Annotated in this window: 10 protein-coding genes; 1 reads left to right on the top strand and 9 read right to left on the bottom strand. The window is 46.8% G+C overall.

Going from position 1 to position 19,444, the window contains the following annotated elements; translation table 11 throughout:
* Positions 1-606 (top strand): HD domain-containing phosphohydrolase (locus tag QZZ55_RS18400; RefSeq protein WP_293268885.1); only part of this gene is annotated, 606 nt, incomplete at its 5' end.
* Between the two features lie 197 nt (positions 607-803).
* Here the strand turns inward: QZZ55_RS18400 and QZZ55_RS18395 are convergent.
* The 9 genes from QZZ55_RS18395 to QZZ55_RS18355 all read right to left on the bottom strand — a co-directional run bounded on the left by QZZ55_RS18395 (position 804) and on the right by QZZ55_RS18355 (position 18,928).
* Entirely contained in the window at positions 804-1,124 is a 321-nt protein-coding gene (locus QZZ55_RS18395; protein WP_293268884.1) for a hypothetical protein, read from the bottom strand.
* Between the two features lie 243 nt (positions 1,125-1,367).
* A complete protein-coding gene (cysC, locus tag QZZ55_RS18390; protein WP_293268883.1) occupies positions 1,368-2,024 on the bottom strand; it encodes an adenylyl-sulfate kinase in 657 nt (218 codons plus the stop codon).
* A 4-nt stretch (positions 2,025-2,028) separates the two neighbouring features.
* On the bottom strand, positions 2,029-3,243 hold the full coding sequence (locus QZZ55_RS18385) for an HlyD family efflux transporter periplasmic adaptor subunit (RefSeq protein ID WP_293268882.1): 1,215 nt from the start codon (positions 3,241-3,243) through the stop codon (positions 2,029-2,031).
* Complete coding sequence (locus QZZ55_RS18380) at positions 3,233-5,515, bottom strand: ATP-binding cassette domain-containing protein (protein ID WP_293268881.1); 2,283 nt, start codon at positions 5,513-5,515, stop codon at positions 3,233-3,235. Before QZZ55_RS18380 ends, QZZ55_RS18385 begins: the two co-directional genes overlap by 11 nt.
* A complete protein-coding gene (locus QZZ55_RS18375; RefSeq protein WP_293268880.1) occupies positions 5,512-6,825 on the bottom strand; it encodes a TolC family protein in 1,314 nt (437 codons plus the stop codon). The genes QZZ55_RS18380 and QZZ55_RS18375 overlap by 4 nt, the downstream gene beginning before the upstream one ends.
* A 56-nt stretch (positions 6,826-6,881) precedes the next feature.
* Positions 6,882-9,575 carry a sulfotransferase gene (locus QZZ55_RS18370; RefSeq protein ID WP_293268879.1) on the bottom strand — a complete coding sequence of 898 codons (2,694 nt, stop codon included), beginning with the start codon at positions 9,573-9,575 and terminating at the stop codon, positions 6,882-6,884.
* A 181-nt stretch (positions 9,576-9,756) separates the two neighbouring features.
* Positions 9,757-15,993, bottom strand: coding sequence for an Ig-like domain-containing protein (locus QZZ55_RS18365; protein WP_293268878.1), 6,237 nt, complete (start codon positions 15,991-15,993; stop codon positions 9,757-9,759).
* Positions 15,994-16,295: 302 nt separating this feature from the next.
* Positions 16,296-17,186, bottom strand: a complete 891-nt coding sequence (locus tag QZZ55_RS18360; protein WP_293268877.1) for a homocysteine S-methyltransferase family protein — start codon at positions 17,184-17,186, stop codon at positions 16,296-16,298.
* Positions 17,187-17,326: 140 nt separating this feature from the next.
* A complete protein-coding gene (locus tag QZZ55_RS18355; RefSeq protein ID WP_293268876.1) occupies positions 17,327-18,928 on the bottom strand; it encodes a protein adenylyltransferase SelO family protein in 1,602 nt (533 codons plus the stop codon).
* Between the last annotated feature and the right edge of the window lie 516 nt (positions 18,929-19,444).

Raw genomic sequence — 19,444 nt, 5'->3', positions numbered from 1 at the left:
GCAGAAACTCGTGACAATGAAACCGGTGCTCATATCCTTAGGACTCAGCGTTATGTGAAAGTTCTGGCAGAGCATTTAAGCCATCACCAGGATTTTTCTACTGAACTCAATAGTGAAACGATAGAACTGATGTATAAATCAGCACCGCTACACGATGTCGGTAAAGTGGGCATACCTGATAGTATTTTGTTAAAACCTGGAAAACTAACGGATGAAGAGTTTGAAATAATGAAAACTCATGCACAAGTTGGTGCTAATGCACTACTCGTAGCAGAGGGCCATAGAGGCTCTAGTTACTTTCTCGACTTTGCTCGTGAAATAGCCCTAACGCATCATGAGAAATGGGATGGCTCTGGTTACCCCCGTGGCATGAAAGGCGATGAAATCCCCCTCTCCGGTCGCCTTATGGCTTTGGCTGATGTCTACGACGCATTGCTGAGCAAGCGAGTCTATAAGCCCGCCTTCTCCCATGAAAAAGCGAAAAGTATTATTCTTGAAGGCTCAGGCAGCCACTTCGACGCTCGCATCGTTGAAGCGTTCATCGCATGCGAACAAGAATTTATTGAGATTAAGAACCAGTTTAAAGATGTACAAGAGGAGCCCTAGTTGGCGTTTTCTTTCAACGTACACTACAAGCTAACTTCATGGAAAAATTTGCATAGCGCATAACCGTGCATCTTAAATCTTTGCCACTATATCGGTATCATCCAGACGCAAAAAAACCCTCACCATTTCTGGCGAAGGCTTTTTTAAAAATAGCGTAAACTACACAGCTATTTTTGCAATTTCCTTAACAGCAGGAATTACTTACCTTGAGTCAGGATAGCCTGAACTTCAGCAAAGTAAGCTTTGTTGTTTTCTAAAGATACTTGAGCGTCAGTTTTAAGCGCTTCAAGGTTCGCTTTAGCTTCTTCAGATTTCACAGCAACAAAAGAAGTAAGAGCTTCAACATCTTTAATTTCAGAAAGTGCTTTAAAATCAGCTTGAGCTTGAGCGATTTGTTTCTCAGCTGTAGCTTTCTGAAGCTCAAATGCTTTAGTAAAAGTTGCTGTGTTTAGTTCGATAAGCTTCTGAACAGGAGCGCCAAAAGCAGAGAAGTCAGCATTAGGAATATTGTTTAACATGATTGATACCCATATAGGAAAGTAGTTGATGAGGGAATGATATATTGATTCATGTTGCAGTGCAACAATTTTGTTACTGATAGTAACAACCGAGCGCTTAACTACTTAAAATTAAAGTATATATATTAAGAATACTTTTTTGTGCGTACGCTTATTTGTTGTCGGAATAGATTATAAGGCACCGATAAATCTTTACTTTTCATGTCCAATTTTTTAACTAAACGTTGCTATTGCTTACATGCGTTACAGCGTTTTCATGTCTAAAAACACACCACGCTTGCGCAATAATAGAAGTATTTGATCAATACAACTTTCCACTGAGTTTGTTTGGGTATTGCACACCATCTCAGGAGTTTGTGGCACCTCATAAGGCGCTGAGATACCTGTAAATTCCTTAATCAACCCCTGACGGGCTTTTTTATAGAGTCCTTTAACGTCACGTTTCTCACACTCTTCTAATGCACACTGACAATAAATCTCAATAAAATCCGCTGAATCAAACAAGGCTCGAGCCGCTTTACGGTCTTCTTCATAAGGAGAGATAAAAGCCGTTAACGTTATGACTCCAGCCTCTAAAAAGAGCTTACTGACTTCTCCAATGCGCCGGATATTCTCAGTGCGTTCATCTGCACTAAAGGCCAAATCTGCACACAGTCCATGCCGAACATTATCGCCATCCAACACAAAAGTGCTGCACTGCATTTGATGTAAACGCAGCTCCAGCGCATGGGCTAATGTCGATTTACCAGAGCCCGACAGCCCAGTAAACCATATCACACAGCTTCTGTGCTGGTGCTTTTGGGCCCGTTGTTGGCGTGAAACATGTGCTGTTTGCCAGTACACTTCACTGCTGGAGCCCTGGACTGGCTGATCGATTGTTTTTCGAGTGTAGGCTGGCATGTGATTAACGCTCACCAAAAGAATCTGACACGGTTTTTCGCAGAGGTTTAAGCAGGTAGTCCATCACAGTTCGCTCACCAGTACGGATATCAATCTGCGCCGTCATGCCCGGTAAAATATCCAAAACACGCCCTGTAGTCGTTGTGACAGGTTGTGTTTTTGTTACCACATGGACGCGGTAATAGATCTCTTCTCCGCGTTGCGTATCTTCTTTCAATGTGTCCGCACTCACATACACCACTTCACCGTTTACTCCTCCATAAATGGTGTAATCAAAGGGATCAAAGCGCAATGTTGCTTTTAATCCAGATGCGATACGCGCAATATCTGCCGGGCTAACTTTAGCTTCAATAATCAACTCATCATCTACCGGAATAATTTGCATGAGCTCCTCACCTGCACGCAGAACCCCGCCAACAGTCGTAACCCGGATATTTTTCACTATACCTGGTACTACAGCTTTGAATACGCTGTTATCTAACTGTCGAATACGTTGAGTTAGAATCTGTTCATTCTGTGCCATTTCATCTTCGGTTTTGGCGAGCGCTGCACTGGCTTCTTCCAAGTACCGGTTTTTACGTATTATTAGTTTTGCTTTAGTTTCGTTTAGTGCCCGCTCTGTACGTATCGTTTCCGAGCGATTTACATCCCCCGAACGCGAGAGTTTTTTTACTAATGCGAGCTCTTCACGGCTTAATGCGATAGCCGTTTTTAATGTGCGTACCTCATTCAGCAAGCCACTGCGGCGCTGCTCAAAGAGTGCTTGTTCGACAAGTACTTGTTCAGGAAAACGCATCAGATTTTCAGGAAAGACCAAACTCTTGGCATCCACCACTTCGGCGCGTAAACGAATCGCTTTAATCTTTAACGCCGACAGCCGTGCATCAATCTCGTTGACTGAAGCGCCAAAGCGCGTTTGATCCAATTGCGCTAAGATTTGCCCTGGTTCAACACGGTCGCCTTCTCGTACGTTCAACGCTGCTAGTACACCGCCATCCACCGACTGAATAATCTGTACACGGCTGCTGGCAATCACTTCACCGGTCGCTTTAGCCACTTCATCTATTTTAAAAATAGTTGCCCAGCCTATGAAACTCAAAAGCCCAAAGAGCAGTACCCATAGAACGAGTGAGTAGCGCCGTTCATGAAAAGTTGATAACCGCTTTACTGCCGCCGCATTACCTGATCCATCAGTATCAAAAAAACTATCAAATAACATGACCCGGCCCCTTCTGGTGATCCCTTCTCACAGGTAGCACATTCGCCCCCCCTGTCATGGGCGCTCCCACCGGGTGACCAGCAACACTAGAGGGTGAACGTTGCGCCATCATTTTAGGCAGGACCTGTTCAGGTTTACCATCAGCCACAACTTCGCCACGACGCATCACGATCACACGATTTGCCAAGCGGGATGCCAGTACAGGCCTATGCGTGGCGATCAACAAAATATCATCAGGTTTAACTCGAGCCTGAATAGCATCCAACACCTGTTTTTCACTCTCTGTATCCAACGACGCAGTCGGTTCATCCAGTAGCCAAATAGTAGGCTGAGCTAGAAGTACCCGTCCTAAACCTACCAACTGACGTTGCCCACCTGATAAGCCCTCTCCGCCTTCGCTTATTGCAAGCTCCATGCTCTGTGGGCTATCGGCTGCAATACGATCAATCCCTAATGCTTTGCTTACCTGTAGTAGATGTGAATCACTGACTGTACCAGATAAGGCCAAGTTACTGCGTAATGTGCCCTTAAAAAGATGCACGCTTTGTGGCAGATAACTCACATGATTAGCAACAACATGGGGATCTACTTCCCACAGATCCGCCTGACCTAACCTAACCCGACCTTCACTGGGACGATAAAGACCTGCCAAGACTTTCAGCAACGTCGATTTTCCAGAACCGATCGGGCCTAGTAGTACAACACGGTCACCCGACTTGAATGAGAGTTGTTTCACATTCAATTGCTGAACCGGTGAATTTGGATAGGAGAAACGCACCGCTTCTAAATCAACACTTCTCGGCGCCTGATCCGGCATTAAAAGGTTTTGATCAGCATGACGCTCTGTGGGCAGCTGCAAAACTTGATTGACCATTTGGAGTGCCTGTGACACGTTTTGCCACTGCGAGAGATACTGCACAGACTGTGCAACTGGCGCAATAACGCGGCCACCTAAAATACTACACGCAATCAGCGCCCCCATAGTGAGAATGCCAGCTTCAATTTGCGTCACACCCACCACAATGGCGCTCACATATGCAATGGTGGAAAGGCTGCCAGTTGTTACCGTGGCAATGTTACTAATCGCTTTTTGCTGAATATTGTAACCGGTAATTGAATTAGTAATGTCGGACCACTGCTCACCAAAGCGCCAACTGGCATTGTTAGCACGAATTGATTCGGTTCCTTGGATAGCATCCACTAATAAGCCTTGCCGCTCATTGGAGCGAATCATCTGTTCTTTCATGAGCCGGCGTAAGCGTTTTTGGGTAATCCAACCTAACAGCCCAGCAACAGGAAGCAGAATCAGATAGACCCAGCCAATAGGGCCCCCAATGATCGCGATAAAGCCTATAAACATCAGAGCAAAAGGCATATCAACTAAAGCAAACACCACACCCGAAGCAAAGAATTGACGCACGGAGTCTAGCCCACCAACTTGGGCTGCAAGCGTACCCAAACTGCGAGGCCGTGTATCTAACTGCAAGCGCATCACATGGTCAAAGACTTGCTGTGAGACGGACTTATCCACTGCACAAGCAACACTATCCAAAATCCTTGCCCTAACAGTTTTAAGTAACCAATCTAAGCAGATGACAACGCCCATTCCCATTACAAGGGTATAGAGCGTTGCATAACCCAAGGTAGGTACTACCCGGTCATACACTTGCATGGCAAACACAGACGTAGCAATCGCCAAAAAATTAATAATAACCGTGGCAATCACCACATCACGCAACCAACGGCGAGTTTTAAAAACTTCACGCCACACTAAACGCGCGGCAATATTATCTTTAAAACTGAATGCCGAGGACTCGCTGTGATTGGGCGCTGTGCGCAACCACAGCACAATACCCTCCTCCAGATCTTCTTGCTGGTATTCTTGACTACCTTCTACTCCTGACAGACGAATCAGCCCATCAGCAATACGTTCAGCCACCTGCCACTCTTGGTTATGAAACAACAGCGCGGGTAGCCTGCGCTGGTCAAAACGGCTCCAACGCAATTGTGCGGGCTGTACCCCTTTAAGCTGCAATGCATGAAAGATAAAACTAATACGCTGTGCAGGCGGCTCCTCTTCAAATTGCTGCTGAGCCTGTGCACAGGCTTGTTCCAGCGCACCCGGCTCAACTGAAACATGTAATAGATTCAGAAGCCGCTGCAAGGCCGGTGCAGGAATTGGTGTTTTTAAAAACACAGCATCTAAAGCAGGATCTTGATCAGATTTACTGTGAGTGCTCGTCTCCGCCGGTGGTGCACTGGAAAGACTCACACTTCAATACCCGCTAAGCGATCCAAAGCCCCCGTCAGCGTTACGATACGCAAGGATAATATCAGCCAGTCACTCTGATACTGCGCCAACTGTAAACGCTGCTCCGTCAGCTCTCGCTGGGTATTAAGGACATCAATCCAGGTTTTTCTACCACTGTCATATTGACGAACAAAGGAAGCCATCGTCTCTTCGACTGTCGCCACCACTTCTGTCTGAGTTCGACTTAGGGTGTGCTGTGTATTTCGATTTGCCATTAACGTATTAATACGACGTTTAATGTCATTCATCGCCACATTAAGATCTTCTTGTGCTGCTACTAAACGGGCCTCTGCTCCTTTCACACGGCCACGGCTAACAAAGCCTAAACCTTCCATACTTCCTTCAAAAACTAACCCTGCACGTGTCCGGTCTGTATTGGCTTGCGTATCTAACAGTTCATGTTCGACTTGTGCGTAAATAGTGGGCATAGAGGCTATTTTTTCTTTTTTAATATCTAAACGAACAACATCTAGACGTGCGCGTTTGTAAATAACATCTGCATCCTGCGCTAGCGCTTGGCTCTCGATCTCCGCAATCGAAGGTAATGCAGCCAATGCAGGGTCAACCGGCACATCCACAGCGACAGGTTGCAAGGTGTAACTTTCCAGCTCATTCAAAGCAACCTGTAGTGCTCCTGTTATACGCTCTTGTTGTGCCCGCGCCAGCAACACTCTCGATTGCGCTAAACGTACATCGGCTTCTGAGGCAAGCTGCCCTCGTTCACGTTGCTTAATCCGTTTAAACAGGCGCTGATGCTCTGTGATGTTAATCTTCGCCACCTTAGCACGTGCTTGCAAACCCTCTACTTTGGCGTAAGCGGCAGCACTCCCCTCAATCAACTGGCGTTGCACCTGCAAAAGAGCAAACTGTTCTGTGTCATATTGCGCGCGCGCTTGCCCAATCGACGTATCTATTTTACCAAATGCCCAAAGCGGCTGTTTAAGACGTAAAGTACCTTGGGTGTATTCGTCATTCAGGTTATTAGCTTGTGCGCTTAATGTAGGTAGACGCCCTGCTTCCGCACTCTCTATCAAAGCCCCGGAAACATCTATCTCAGCTTGTTTGCCTTTAATCGTAGGGTGGTTGCGTAAAACTGTCTGCAACACTGCTTGCAAACCTGACGCTTTATTTGCTGTTGCACTCAACTCTATTTGCGGAGCAAGCACTTGGTCAGCCATAACAGTTTGGGCAAAAGTAGCTGAGCTCCACAAGCCACTACAAAAAGAAAGCGTACAGATGGCAAAAGCCAATGGCGTTTTAGAGTCGAACATTATTTCAATCCTCAGCGCTGCGTTTATCCACGCAGCCTTTATCATTCATTAACTGGCTATTCGGCAAAATCTGCATTAAACAGTGCTAAGTTATCCTCAACAAACGCCTCTTCACCATCCATCGTCACGGCGCTTCGTTTGGCGTATTTTTCTTGGAGTGCTCGGGCTTTATCGGTATCACCGCTGTCTTCGTAGGCGTGTACTAAATTATCCCGCCACTCCTGCTGCCAGGGGCATATCTCTAATGCTTTCTCAAACAGGGGAATGGCATCTGAAACATGCCCTTTACGGCAATAAATGAGCGCGACCATGTAATTACAAGCAGCGTGATCAGGGTTGTGGTGCAGCATTTTTTTAAAACTCATCTCCGCGCCATCCAGATCATCATCATGAAACAGCGCCACCCCATCAGTTAAAAATCCCGGCTGCGGTAACGTGAGCATATCGGTGATTGGGTCGAAACTAATGAGAGCGTTTGTGCCTTGAATAAGTGGTGCTAAATGGGTTTGATAGCGCATCCATTTTGCTTTGGACGTTTTATAAACAGGTTGACGCACCTGCCAAACACTAGCGGTTTTAACTGGACGATCCAATTCATTAAACGCCAATACCTGAGGCTCCCAATCGACACCGATATACTCGAGCATTCGACGAGCAGAACCTTCAAGGTCATCCACTACATCTTCGTAATTAACCTCCAAAATATCTCCAGGGAAAACCTGATTCCAATGATGCATCATCAAGTTATGATCAGCTAGTTGCTCACCAATCCAGTTTAAATCGTAAGCAAAACCCATTCCGCTATGCTTAGCTAGGTAATCGGTAAAGTAATTTGAAATTGCAATATCGCGAGGATCACGGCGTACGGAGATAATTTTTGCCTTGGGAAACAAAAACTTAATAAAGCCAATATTCTCAAAATTATGCGGCAACTTATCCACCACATGTTGGGCAGCCGGTTTATCCTGCGCAGCTAGCTCTTTCAGCTCGTCCAACATGCCGTTAGCAATTCCTTCGGTCACGTAAGGGCTTAGATCATCGATACAATCAGGATAATGACGACCAGAACCCGTATGCCGCTCCCAACGATTTAAGCCTTGAATTCGGCGTGGAATCACGCCCAACTCTCCCGCCCCAAAAATCAGGCTATGGCTTGCAAGAATCTGCTCCACCAAGGTAGTACCCGAGCGCGGCATCCCCACTACAAACACTGGCATGGAAGAATCCACGCCACATTCACGGCGGTGTTCATACAGATCTTTGCAAAACACATGACGGGTACGTGCACATTGATTTCGATGAGCTTTAGGATCATAACTGAGGCGTTTTTTACTCACGTCGTTAGCCTCAACAGCTAACCCAAAGGCTTTGTCATAGGTTTTACGCTTTTCCCAAGCGGAAGCCAACTGCAACAACAGTCCCGAATGTACCGAACCTTCCAGACTAGGTTGACGTGCGGCATGTTCGATTTTCTCTAACGTCGCATCATCATCAGGGAAGCGCCTTGCGTTAATTAGCGAAGAGTAACCTTTTGCCGGATCGATCTGCTTAATGCGTTCAAATAGTGCAACAGCCTCATCGATATTACCCCTCTGCATTTGTTGTTGGCCAAACCCCTGCAGCGCGGGTATAAAGTAAGGAGCCTCATCAAGTATCTCGCAAAACAGTGATTCCGCTTCATCATAATTCTGCGCTTGACCCTCTACCTGCGCCATAGCAGAACTCGTCTGTAAGTGTAACTGGCGGATCATCTGCTCGGAGAGCGTTTCTGATTCTTTCAACTCAGCAACCAATGCGATGGCCTTTTCAGCTGCCTTACGCGCTTGTGCCTCCATTTGATGCAAGCAAGCTTTAGAAAGACGCGCCCACAGAAGGATCTCCTTTCTATTCGAGCATTCGTCCAACTCCACAGCTAAACGAATCGAACGGCGCAACAACTGCACTGCCTGCATCGTACGCCCCTGTAACTGAGCCAACTCGGCCAGCTGTGAGATAAGATCTAAGTTTTTAGGGTAATATTTTAAACCATTATGTAGCGCTTCTTCCGACTCAGCGTGGCGTTCCTGAGCTGCTAGCAGGGTCGAATAACCCAGCACTAATGAACACCACTCGTCTTCTGTTAGCGTATCGCGGCGACTCTCCAACCACAGCTCCGCTTGCGCCAAGGCATCCGTCACCACCCATATCTCTAACTGCAAACCTCGTAACTGAGCAGTAAATTCTGCGACCTCCCCGTCGGGCAGATTAACCATAGTTGCTTCAAAACGAGCAATCGCGCTATCCAACGCCTGTTGGGCAGCGGGAAAATCGTCAGCCACTAACTTCAATCGCGCCAACGCCATCCATACAGGCAAACGATATGGAGCGAGTGCCGCTGAGCGTTGATATAGTTCACTCGCTTGTGCCAACTGCCCCTTCTGCATCCAGCACCAGGCTAAACGTGCCAAGGCCAACGCATGGTTGGGATGAATAACTAATACGGCGTCCAACAAATGCACCGCCTCATCGATACGCCACAACAAGCAATACACCGCAGCTAAATCAATACGAGCATCATCATTAAGTTCAGACAAGCAGGCCTCAGCCTCTACAACAAAACCTTCAGCAAGATCTCGTTCAGCCAGCTGTGCATGAGAAAGTGCTAACAGAGGCAAAGCTTGAAGATCACCGGATTCCAAATAGTATTGCTGTACTTGGGGTTGTAAGATGCCAAACTGCTGCTGATCGACTAACTGTCGAAGTATATTCAAATATGACACATCTGACCTTTGATAAAACCTCCCCTCAATAATCGGCAGAGTTCTCCGATACTGAAGGGCTTACTCAAAACATTCTCCAGCATCTGCCCTCCATAAATGGAAGGCAGATAAAAATACAGGAGAAATTTCTAATATAACAAACCCCGTTCGGTAGGCTACCAGCATCAATTCTTTACGATATCTGGCTTGATAGGATACCTGCAGGCATGACAGCAGTGTAATTATAGGCAGGCCTTGCCCCCCAATTTCCTGACCATAATGAGGCAGTATCTGTAAATGAAGTCGCTCCAGGCAAACTCACTATAAAGAAATTACCTCCGTTGGTTATCGTTTCTCCAAGACCGTGGCCTGCTGAAGACCAACGAATATTAGTGGCATCAACACTTGTTTTGGTTATTGGGTTTCCCTTGGCCCCTTGAACGCCACCAGGAGCATCTCCAGCGAGAATGATGGTGTCATCAGCGCCTAGATTAGCACCGCCTGTATATTTACTACCGCCAGGAAGGGTTATGCTCTTAGAATCGGAGTCGATATAAATATAAATGGTATATGAAACTCCTGCACTAAACCCCGTTGAATGCGTAGAGCTCTTTCCATTTTTTAGGTCAAACACCACCTTAGTGGTATCCACTGCGGAAACCGTATCAAAGTTTAGAGTAGTGCTGTCACTTATACCGGCATAGGTATTGCCTGCAGCATCAACAATTGCTGTGCTGTCCACCTTGACGTTGTATGTGCTTCCATTGTTACTCAGGTCGGCAGTGGGGTTTATGGTAAGTTGACTATTACTTATTGAAAGCTGTCCTGCGTGACTGGCAACGTTGATGGTTTTTGTATCTGTTCCATCCGATATAACTATATTACCGGTTCCCAGAGCTATATTTTCATCAAAATTGATAACTATATTTGAGTCAACTGCTATGCCTGTAGCTTCATCGGCAGGCGTAGAGGATGCAAAATCGGGTGTATCAGCGTCAATGGATTCCCCAGACAGCGTTACACTTGTTGTTGTATCCCCTATATTTCCGGCAGCATCGGTGAAGGCAAGGCTTGTTGTAACCGATCCTGCATCTGCAACACCTGCGTCCCCTTCAACAACGGTATAAGTAGTTGTGTAGGTTCCATTGTTGTTGTCAGTTATTCCCGTAAGAGTCTGGCCGTTGAATGTTTTTCCGGACAGTGTAAGGCCGGTTTCATTTCCTGCCGCGGTTATGGTTACGGTAACTGTATCGCCGATTTTATGGGTTCCGTTTTCAACGGTAACACTTGCAATGCCTGGCTTTATTCCATCAATCAAAACGGATGTTGTAGCTCCCGGATTGTTGAGAGTCAGGTTTGCGGTGTTGCCCGCAATATCCTTTACGGTATCCATATTTAAGGTGAGGGCTCCCAAGCTGATACCGTTTGTATCTTCAGTACCGCTTTGAACCGTGTATCTATAAGTAATGGAGTTTGCGGTTTTAGACTGATAAGCAGCCTGAACCGTCCCCCCCGTACCTAAGGTAAGGGCGAGAGTTGAACTGGTTCCAACTAATGTTACGTCCTCATTGAAATTGACGGTAAAGTCTAAATTCTCACCAATCTTGTACGTTTGATTCGCGGGAACACTTACCGATGAAACTGTTGGGACGTTACTGTCAGTTTTAACAGCGCCAAGGGTTCCGTTTGTACTGACATTTCCTGCAGCATCGGCTTGCCTTACTTGAATGTGGCCCGATGCGAAGGTGGTGTTGGCAGTAAGCTCAAAGCTTGTGCCTGTACCATTTGCCCAATTGCTTCCATTGTTCAGGCTGTACTCCCACGATGCCCCAGCTTCGATGCTTCCAACATCAACGGTTTCGTCACTAGAGATTCTGTCTGTGTTGCTGGTGCCTGTATCTGTATTCAGTGATAACCCCGGGGTGCTTGGCGTTACTGCATCCACCTTGTAGGACGCATTTGCTGATACCGCACTGTGGGTTATTACTGCGTTATTACCTGTTGCGCCCTTTATGGTTCCGCTGTTTGGATTAATACTATTGAGATCTATACTTATTCCGTCAGCATCGGCCTCGTTTGCCAGGATGGTGTATGTAAAAACGAGAGCTGTGGATCCCGTTCCCGTTGCGTAACCCGCCTGTACTGTAGACCCTCCAATATTCAGATTGATATATGGAGTTCCTCCAATCGTGTTTACATCAGTATTCTCGCTCATGCTTACAGTGACGCTTACCGTATCACCTGTGTTGAGGGTGTTATTTAGTATGCCAGTGCTACCGGAGATGGCCACGGAGGATACTGTCGGGATATAGGTAGGCCCTTCAAATGCATCGGTGGATGATATGTTTTCAGCTCCGTCTCTGGAAAAACCTACAGAGATCTCAACGGAGTCATTTGTATTCAGAGCATCCCAGTCTCCTGTGGCCTCAAGAGCGGTTCCTTTAGCCGAAGTCAGCACGACTTCAAGGGTCGTATTGTTCAATGCCTTTACGGAAAGAATGTCCGATGCAGAAAATAAAACATCACCCGTTACAGCATCGTCACCGTTTATATCCCATTTGAATTTACTCCAGTCAAACTTAGACTTTAAATCAGTGCCGCTGGTCTCGCTTCCATCCAGGAGAGTGTTAATATTTGTTCCTGTAAGGGTTATTGTATCCGAGCCGCTGGCATAACTAACACTTGTGTAGGTAACGGTTGGAGCGGTTGTATCAAGAGTAAATGCCTGAGAAGCTGCAGATCCATCATTTCCCGCGGCATCCACAACCTTCATCTGAATTGTTGATGAGCCGGAAAGGGTTGCACTATCCCAAGATATAGATGTTCCTCCGCTGATCTTGGAAGTTATATCCGTCCAATTGGAACCACCGTCAACAGAGCCGTAGAGTATTTCTCCTGCAGCAAGTGTTGTGGAAAGGGTGCCTGTAATAGTTTGAGATGCTGTTTTTGTGAGAAAATCATTGGCCGATATTCCGGTATCAGCTGAGATATCAATACCTGTGATGGTCGTTGTTGGGGCGATCTGGTCAAGAGTGTAAGATACCCCCACGTTTGAGCCTTCGTTACCCGCTGTATCAGTTACCTTAATCTGTATGGATGAAGCGCCTGATAATGTGGCCCCATTCCATGAAACGGCTGTTCCTGTAACCTTGGAAGATATATCTGCCCAGGTTGTTCCTCCGTCCGTGGAACCAAACAATTTTTCGCCGACAGCGAGAGTTGAATCTAAAGTGGCTGTGATGGTTTGGCTTGCTGTCTTGGTAAGGAAATCTGCCGCAGAAGTTCCTGTATCTGCTGAGATATCTATTCCAGACACCTTGTTTGTAGGGCTGGTGGTGTCAACAATTATGGCCTTTGCATCGCTTATATTATTACCCATGGGAACGGTTGTTGAGACCATTGCATTGCCTGAAAGGTCTTCAACCGTTCCTATTGTAAAGCTATTGACTTTCAGATCTGATGAAGTATCCCCTGCACCAACCGTATATGTACCCACTAAGGTTGTGCCGTTTGCTGCAGCTGTTAAAAGAACAGAGTCTCCGGTATCCAAAGTTACGGTTATGGTGTTTCCCGATTGTATGGGTTCATCAACTGTTGCCGTAATGTTTATTGTTGATCCACTCTTGTAGCTTCCATCTACCGTTGTGGTGGAGAAGGACTCGATCTGCGGAGCTATAGTGTCGGGGGTTGCAAAATTCCATGTGGTCTTATCTGCAATAGCGCTTGTGGAGTTCCCAGCACTATCCAAAATAGCGCCCGTGGGGAGTTGTACATAATAAGCAGTACTGTCGGTAAAGGTGCCAGCTGGATTTACCGTAATAATTGCAGTTCCCCAGCCGGTAACCTTACCGGAGGTTATATCAACCGTTTCAAATGTACTGTCATCACCTACTCTTTTAATAAGAAGGTTTCCGGTTCCCACAGAAACTGCTTCTGAAAAGGTAAGCGTGAGGTTGTCATTGACGCCTGTATTTGTAACATCGTCAGCTGGAATCACAGAGTTTAAAACAGGTATATTTGCATCGATTTCATCACTTGCTTGGCTGATGGCAGTGGAAAAAGCAGCTCCAACACCGAGGGTGATCGACACCGGGATATTTGCACCAGCCGCAACATCAGTGCCACCGTTAGCAACGGTAAACTGCGCAGTGTAAGTGGTACTGTTAGTACGGTTTAAATTACTAAGAGCAAAGCCACCCACAGTGCCGGACAGACCGGTGTAAGCATTACCACCATCGTCAGCCACAGTTAGGGTCACGGTGACCACATCAGCGACGTTCATCCCCGTATCAGGGATACTCGCTGCGCTAATAACAGAAGCAGGAATTGGAGGTGGCGCGGGGATACTGGCATCAATCGCATCGCTCGCTTGGCTGATGGCGGTTGTGAAGGTGCTGCTTGTATTGCCAGCTCCGTCCTGCAATACGAAGAAGACCGGAATATCATCTCCTCCCGCACGCACTTTTTGACCTTGTACCACTGTATAAGTAGCGCTGTAGTTACCATCGCCATTATCGGTAAAGCCTGTCACTGCCACACCGTTGATAGTGCCACTGATCAGACTCAAGCCCGCTTCACTCGCGGTAATGGTCACGGTAACAATATCGCCAATGCTCATCGCTACATTAGGGATACTAACCGCACTAATGCTGGGAGAGGGAGTGGGGTTGGCGTCAATGGAATCGCCCGCTTGGCTGATGGCGGTAGAGAAGGTACTACTTGTATTGCCAGCGTCGTCCTGTAGCACGAAGGAAACAGGAATATCATCCCCTGCTTCACGATCGACATCGCCTTCCACTACGGTATAAGTAGCACTGTAGTTTCCGTCACCATTATCAGTAAAGCCTGTTACCGCAACTCCGTTGATGGTACCGCTGGTAAGGCTCAAGCCCGCTTCGCTAGCCGTAATCGTTACGGCCACCGCATCACCAACGCTCATCGCTGCATTAGGCACTGTTACTGCACTAATAACTGGTTCAGCAGTATCAATTGCAAAATTGTCAGAGGCTTTACTCGTTTCAGGAGCATTTCCTGTTAAATCAGTGAGCGACGTGCCTACGGTGATAATATTTGTAACATCTTCAATATCAGCCGTCGGTGTAAAGCCTCCCGACCAAGTGATTCCTCCATCACTGGAACTAACTGCACTGAGAGCCCCATTAGGGAGAGAAATATCGCTGTTATCAAAGTCAGTAATAGCTTCCGAGAAGGTAATGGTTAAGGTCGCCGTATCACCCACCTTTAAAGAGGTATTGGAGAGGGTAACACTGGTGATTATTGGACTAATCTTATCGATAAACGGAAGTGCGGAGATTGGATCTGCTTGGCTTTGATTAGCGCCTGAATTAAACGTTTCTACGCCCGCCACCAGTGCATCGACTCCGGCCTGGTTAAATACTAATACATCATCAGATTCTGTTAACTGTGCTTTTAGATGAGTGAGTAGCGCATTAACTCCTGAAGCGCTTGCGCCAGACAACATCGCTAACACGTTGCCATAATGTTCTGCTGCACTTAGGCCGTCATCAGGGTTATACGTAGAATCAAGTACGGTAATCGCAGGCGATAAAATATCCTCGATACCAAATAATTCAGCCACTTTGGCATTCATAGCCAAATCAGCTTCTGTGACAATATTGCCCACAATACCGGCTTGTCTAACAGCTAGCTCTGTGACTGGTGAGACAGTGATCGTTACATTGCCCGTGCCATCAGCATAGCCCATGGCACGTAAGGTTGTATCTAAACTCGTGCCAGTACCCGTCGTTTCATCAATGAAATCAGGGGCACCTTCGTTATTATCAATCACTTTAACTAACACGGGGCCTACATAGCCATTGGTAATCGTAAACTGAACCGTCCCTGCTTCCACAACAAAAGTGCCTGTTGTTAATAGCGCACCGTTTTGGCCATAGACTTCAACCAAAGCCTCGGAAGAAAAAGGACCTGCAACCCCAACAATGGTTAACAAATAGCTACTACTAGCAACAACAGCAGAGGACCCTCCACCACCTGCCGCCAGAGCGAGCGCTCCCACACCGGCTCCCATACCCGCCAGCATGCCAAAACCTTGCGCTTCAGAGGCTTGCCACACGATATCGCCTTTAGCATCAGATGCTGCTACGGTCGCTGCATCGGTACTGCTTACGCTCATGTCTTCAGATACCGCTAAAGAGCCATCAACGCTAAAGGTGGCTGCAACTTGATCACCAAAAAAACCTTCAATACGTACTATAGTATTCTGATCAACTTCAACCTCTAATAATCGCCCTTTGCGCTTAAGCACAACATCGCCAACGGGCTCTTGTGATGCTTTCTCGATTAAGGTGTATATAGAGCCAGCGGTTGCCGGTAGGCTTGACGCATCAGCCAAACTATGTACAACAGAAACGCCATTTTTCATCACTTCACGTAAGACATATATTGCCACTGCACACGATCCTTCAAAGCTGTTTTTTAAGAAAGGGAAGCGAATAAATACAAAACTTTGGTATGAATGACGGCTGTGTATTAACGATAGCTAAACCAAAGGAACTTAATCGCAAGCCGACTCAGTATAGACCAAGCCAAACAATTATTGAGAATTAAAAACCTTTATTTACACAACCTTAAAGGGCATTAATCCGCCAAATCCCACTGATACTATTACTGACAAAAATAGCGTCACCTACCACACCAGAATCAAGCGAATTACCTTAAGTAGCCAAAATATTCCTGCAAAGTAGCATGCGTTTACAGAAATCCTTCATTGCACAATCTTTCATGCAACGCTTTTATATGTGCTGGACCAATTTCACAGCAGCCACCAATAATCGATGCGCCACCTCTCGCCCAGCCCATGGCATATTCTGCATATCTTTGTGGGCTCAAATCTTGACGTACTTCTAACTGCTCAACAGTGCCACCCGGCTGCAACGGTCCTACCGAAACAAAGCCATTGGCATAAGCACCAATCTTCTTGTCCACTCTGCGCAACTGCGGCCAGCAACCATTAATAGCCTCCGGGTGGCTGCAATTTAACAGGATTGCTTCAGCTCCCAAAGATGCGAGCACTTGCAATGCCTCATTCAGAGGTTCACTACTGCGTAACTGCCCCGGATGGAAATCACTAATTGTTAGCGCAACCCATACCGGCTTGCCACTTTCCATCGCTGCTGTACAGGCAGCGCGCGCCTCGTTTATTGAGGCCATAGTTTCACACAAGAAAAGATCACTGGCGGGTGCTTGTAACTCAACAAGGCGACGGTACGCGTTAAGTGAATCATCGTACGATAACGATACATCAGGGCGATAACTGGCTACCAGCGGAGGCAAGCACCCTGCTATTTCAATACCATCTCGTTCAGCTAACTCAACAGCACCTAAAGCAGCATCCATAGCAGACTTGTGAAGGTTTTTTAGTTGAGCAAGCTCATTTTCCCGTGCTAGACGCTGTGGCGTTGCTGTATAGGTGTTGAGTGTGATGACACGGGCTCCGCTCTCAATAAAATCAAGATGTAAGTCTCGTACAAGCGTTGGCTCGTGTAACATAATATCAGCAGACCAAAGAGGAGTCGTTGCACGAGAGCTTCTGCGTAAAAGCTCCTGCCCCATGCCTCCATCAAGCAGTGTGATGTGATTCAATCCTTTTACTCCTGTCTTTTCCTATTACCGCGTTAAGGCGCTAACAAGCTCACGTCATCATATTAGCCAGAATCAAGTAAAAAACCTTAAGCTCTCGCTGCTTTTCGTTCTTTAAAAGCATCTTCTTAAAAGTGTGATAATCACGATGAGCAGCTATAATGCGACACGCCACCGAGTTCAAAAAATTCAGACGGCTTCAGCCTATAGTATTTATTTTCCATCTCTTTCGACTGTTCATCGTATGGCTGTGTCATGACTTCCTGCAGCTCTCTCACTAGAGAATAGTTCCCAGCGGCTGCTTGCTGATATGCAGGCACAACGAACCATTCTCGTAAAGTGTATTTTGGATTAACGAGTTTCATCTGTGTAGAGAGTTCCTCACGTGAACAGGGTCGAGCATAATCTCCGCTGCCGATAAGTGAATTCCATTGTGTCAGCCAATCAGACCAACGTTTATCCATCCCTTCAGGGTCTGTCTCATAAGCCGCCCCTTTGTAGAAGCTTTTTTGGAGTGGTCCAATGTCGTTAGGAACGCTCGATAGCTCGCGAAAGAAAATGGTGTAATCAACAGGTGTTTGCACCATGAGCATTCCGAGCTCACTGAACAACTCCGCATGAAAAGCGTTCAGCCCAAGCTTGGCAGCCCACATCTCTTCCATTGTCGTTTGCATCACATCTGCAAAGCCACTGCGAATCTCGTCAAGCTGTCTCAGAGAGTCCTGATGCGATGCCAGCAACGGACGTAACGCTGCACAAAACATATGAAAATTACGTTCCGCAGCTACAGGCTGGTTAAGAAACGAGAAGTGCTGACCGCCGCCCGTCCATGGTTGATATTGTGGATTGAACTCTTCGCAAAATCCGAATGGGCCGTAGTCGAGAGTAAAACCACCGGCAGCGCAGTTATCGCCGTTGAAATTGCCTTGGCAGTAACCGGCACGGATCCAGTTCGCAACAAGCGACGTAAGGCGGCTGCGAAACTCACGCGCAAGCATCACCACTTTTTCGACGGTGGGTAGATTATTATCGATGACCTCACCGTACTCACGATCGATCAAGTGCAATACAATCTTTTGAAGTTCCTCCATCGCTGTTGGATATTCTTGCTTACGAACACGGCGACTAAAGAGTTCGAGTTGCCCAACCCGAATGAACGACAGCGCGACACGCGTTGAGATGGCGACAGGTTCTGATATCATTCTGTCAGGATCCTTCAAGTGCGAACCCGGTGAGTACCACGGCCGCTGGGCTTTCTCCGTTTTAGAAACGTACAAACTCAGAGACCGTGACGTTGGTACTCCGAGCGCGTGCATATACTCCTGCGCAAGAAACTCTCGGATACTTGAGCGCAGGACAGCGCGGCCGTCCGCGCCTCTGCAGTATGGTGTCCGGCCGCCCCCTTTAAGCTGCATTTCCCAACGCTTACCGTTGATAACAGCCTCAAGCACGGAAACTGCACGTCCGTCACCGTATCCGTTACCCGTTTGGAATGGGCATTGTTGGTAGTATTCGGTCCCGTAGATGGACAGTGCATAGCCACAAGCCCACCCGACTTTACGCATCGGAGCAGGAACCTGTGATATATCACCAGAGAACATCTGAACAAAGTCGCCCGACTGTGCCATGCTGTCGGTAAACCCAAGTTCACGAAAGAAATCTTTGCTATGCGTAATGTACTCAGGGTCTTTTATTGGCGTAGGCTTGACGGGAACATAATGGCCCGTAAAAACCTGTCTCGGCATGTGATCGATGCCGTTTGCTTTCGCATCAGGGTCGGCGTTGAGAGTATCCATGAGCGAGTAGCTTGCCAACTGTGCAAGATCGTCGAGCGTCGTGACAGTTGGCGGGGTTTCCTGGGGCAATGGGTTTATCATAGTGGCACCTTATAACACGGGTAAAATAACTGTTTCCCACTATTGCAACATCATTGCATTCTGGTGATAAAGGAGACAGATTTATTTGATTATACGATCAGCGGCTACTTATGTCCCTCTGTTGTGATAATCCGTTGGAGGAGTCTTTGAAATCATTATTTAAGCGTATTTCTAGGATGCCAATAGTTCGATACTGAACTATCTAGTAATTAGAGATGAATGTAGTTTACAGCGCAGCGAACAACTTAAGAAAAGCATAGTAAACGCCATTTTAAGACGATACGTAGTTCGGAATTTTTGAGCTCATTACAATTTCGTTATCAAAAACGAGGGAACGCTATTTTAAATACTCTGAGGATCACGAGAAGACTGTTTTAGATGGTG

Source organism: Neptunomonas sp. (genome assembly GCF_016744175.1).
Classification (GTDB): domain Bacteria; phylum Pseudomonadota; class Gammaproteobacteria; order Pseudomonadales; family Balneatricaceae; genus Neptunomonas.
The sequence above is the reverse complement of the archived record's forward strand: the minus strand, read 5'-3'. Positions and strand labels throughout refer to the sequence as shown.

Bases quoted from the DNA above. Each gene is read 5' to 3' on its own strand.
- QZZ55_RS18395 (WP_293268884.1), bottom strand. From the start codon at position 1,124: ATGTTAAACAATATTCCTAATGCTGACTTCTCTGCTTTTGGCGCTCCT.
- cysC (WP_293268883.1), bottom strand. From the start codon at position 2,024: ATGCCAGCCTACACTCGAAAAACAATCGATCAGCCAGTCCAGGGCTCC.
- QZZ55_RS18385 (WP_293268882.1), bottom strand. From the start codon at position 3,243: ATGTTATTTGATAGTTTTTTTGATACTGATGGATCAGGTAATGCGGCG.
- QZZ55_RS18375 (WP_293268880.1), bottom strand. From the start codon at position 6,825: ATGTTCGACTCTAAAACGCCATTGGCTTTTGCCATCTGTACGCTTTCT.
- QZZ55_RS18355 (WP_293268876.1), bottom strand. From the start codon at position 18,928: ATGCCGAGACAGGTTTTTACGGGCCATTATGTTCCCGTCAAGCCTACG.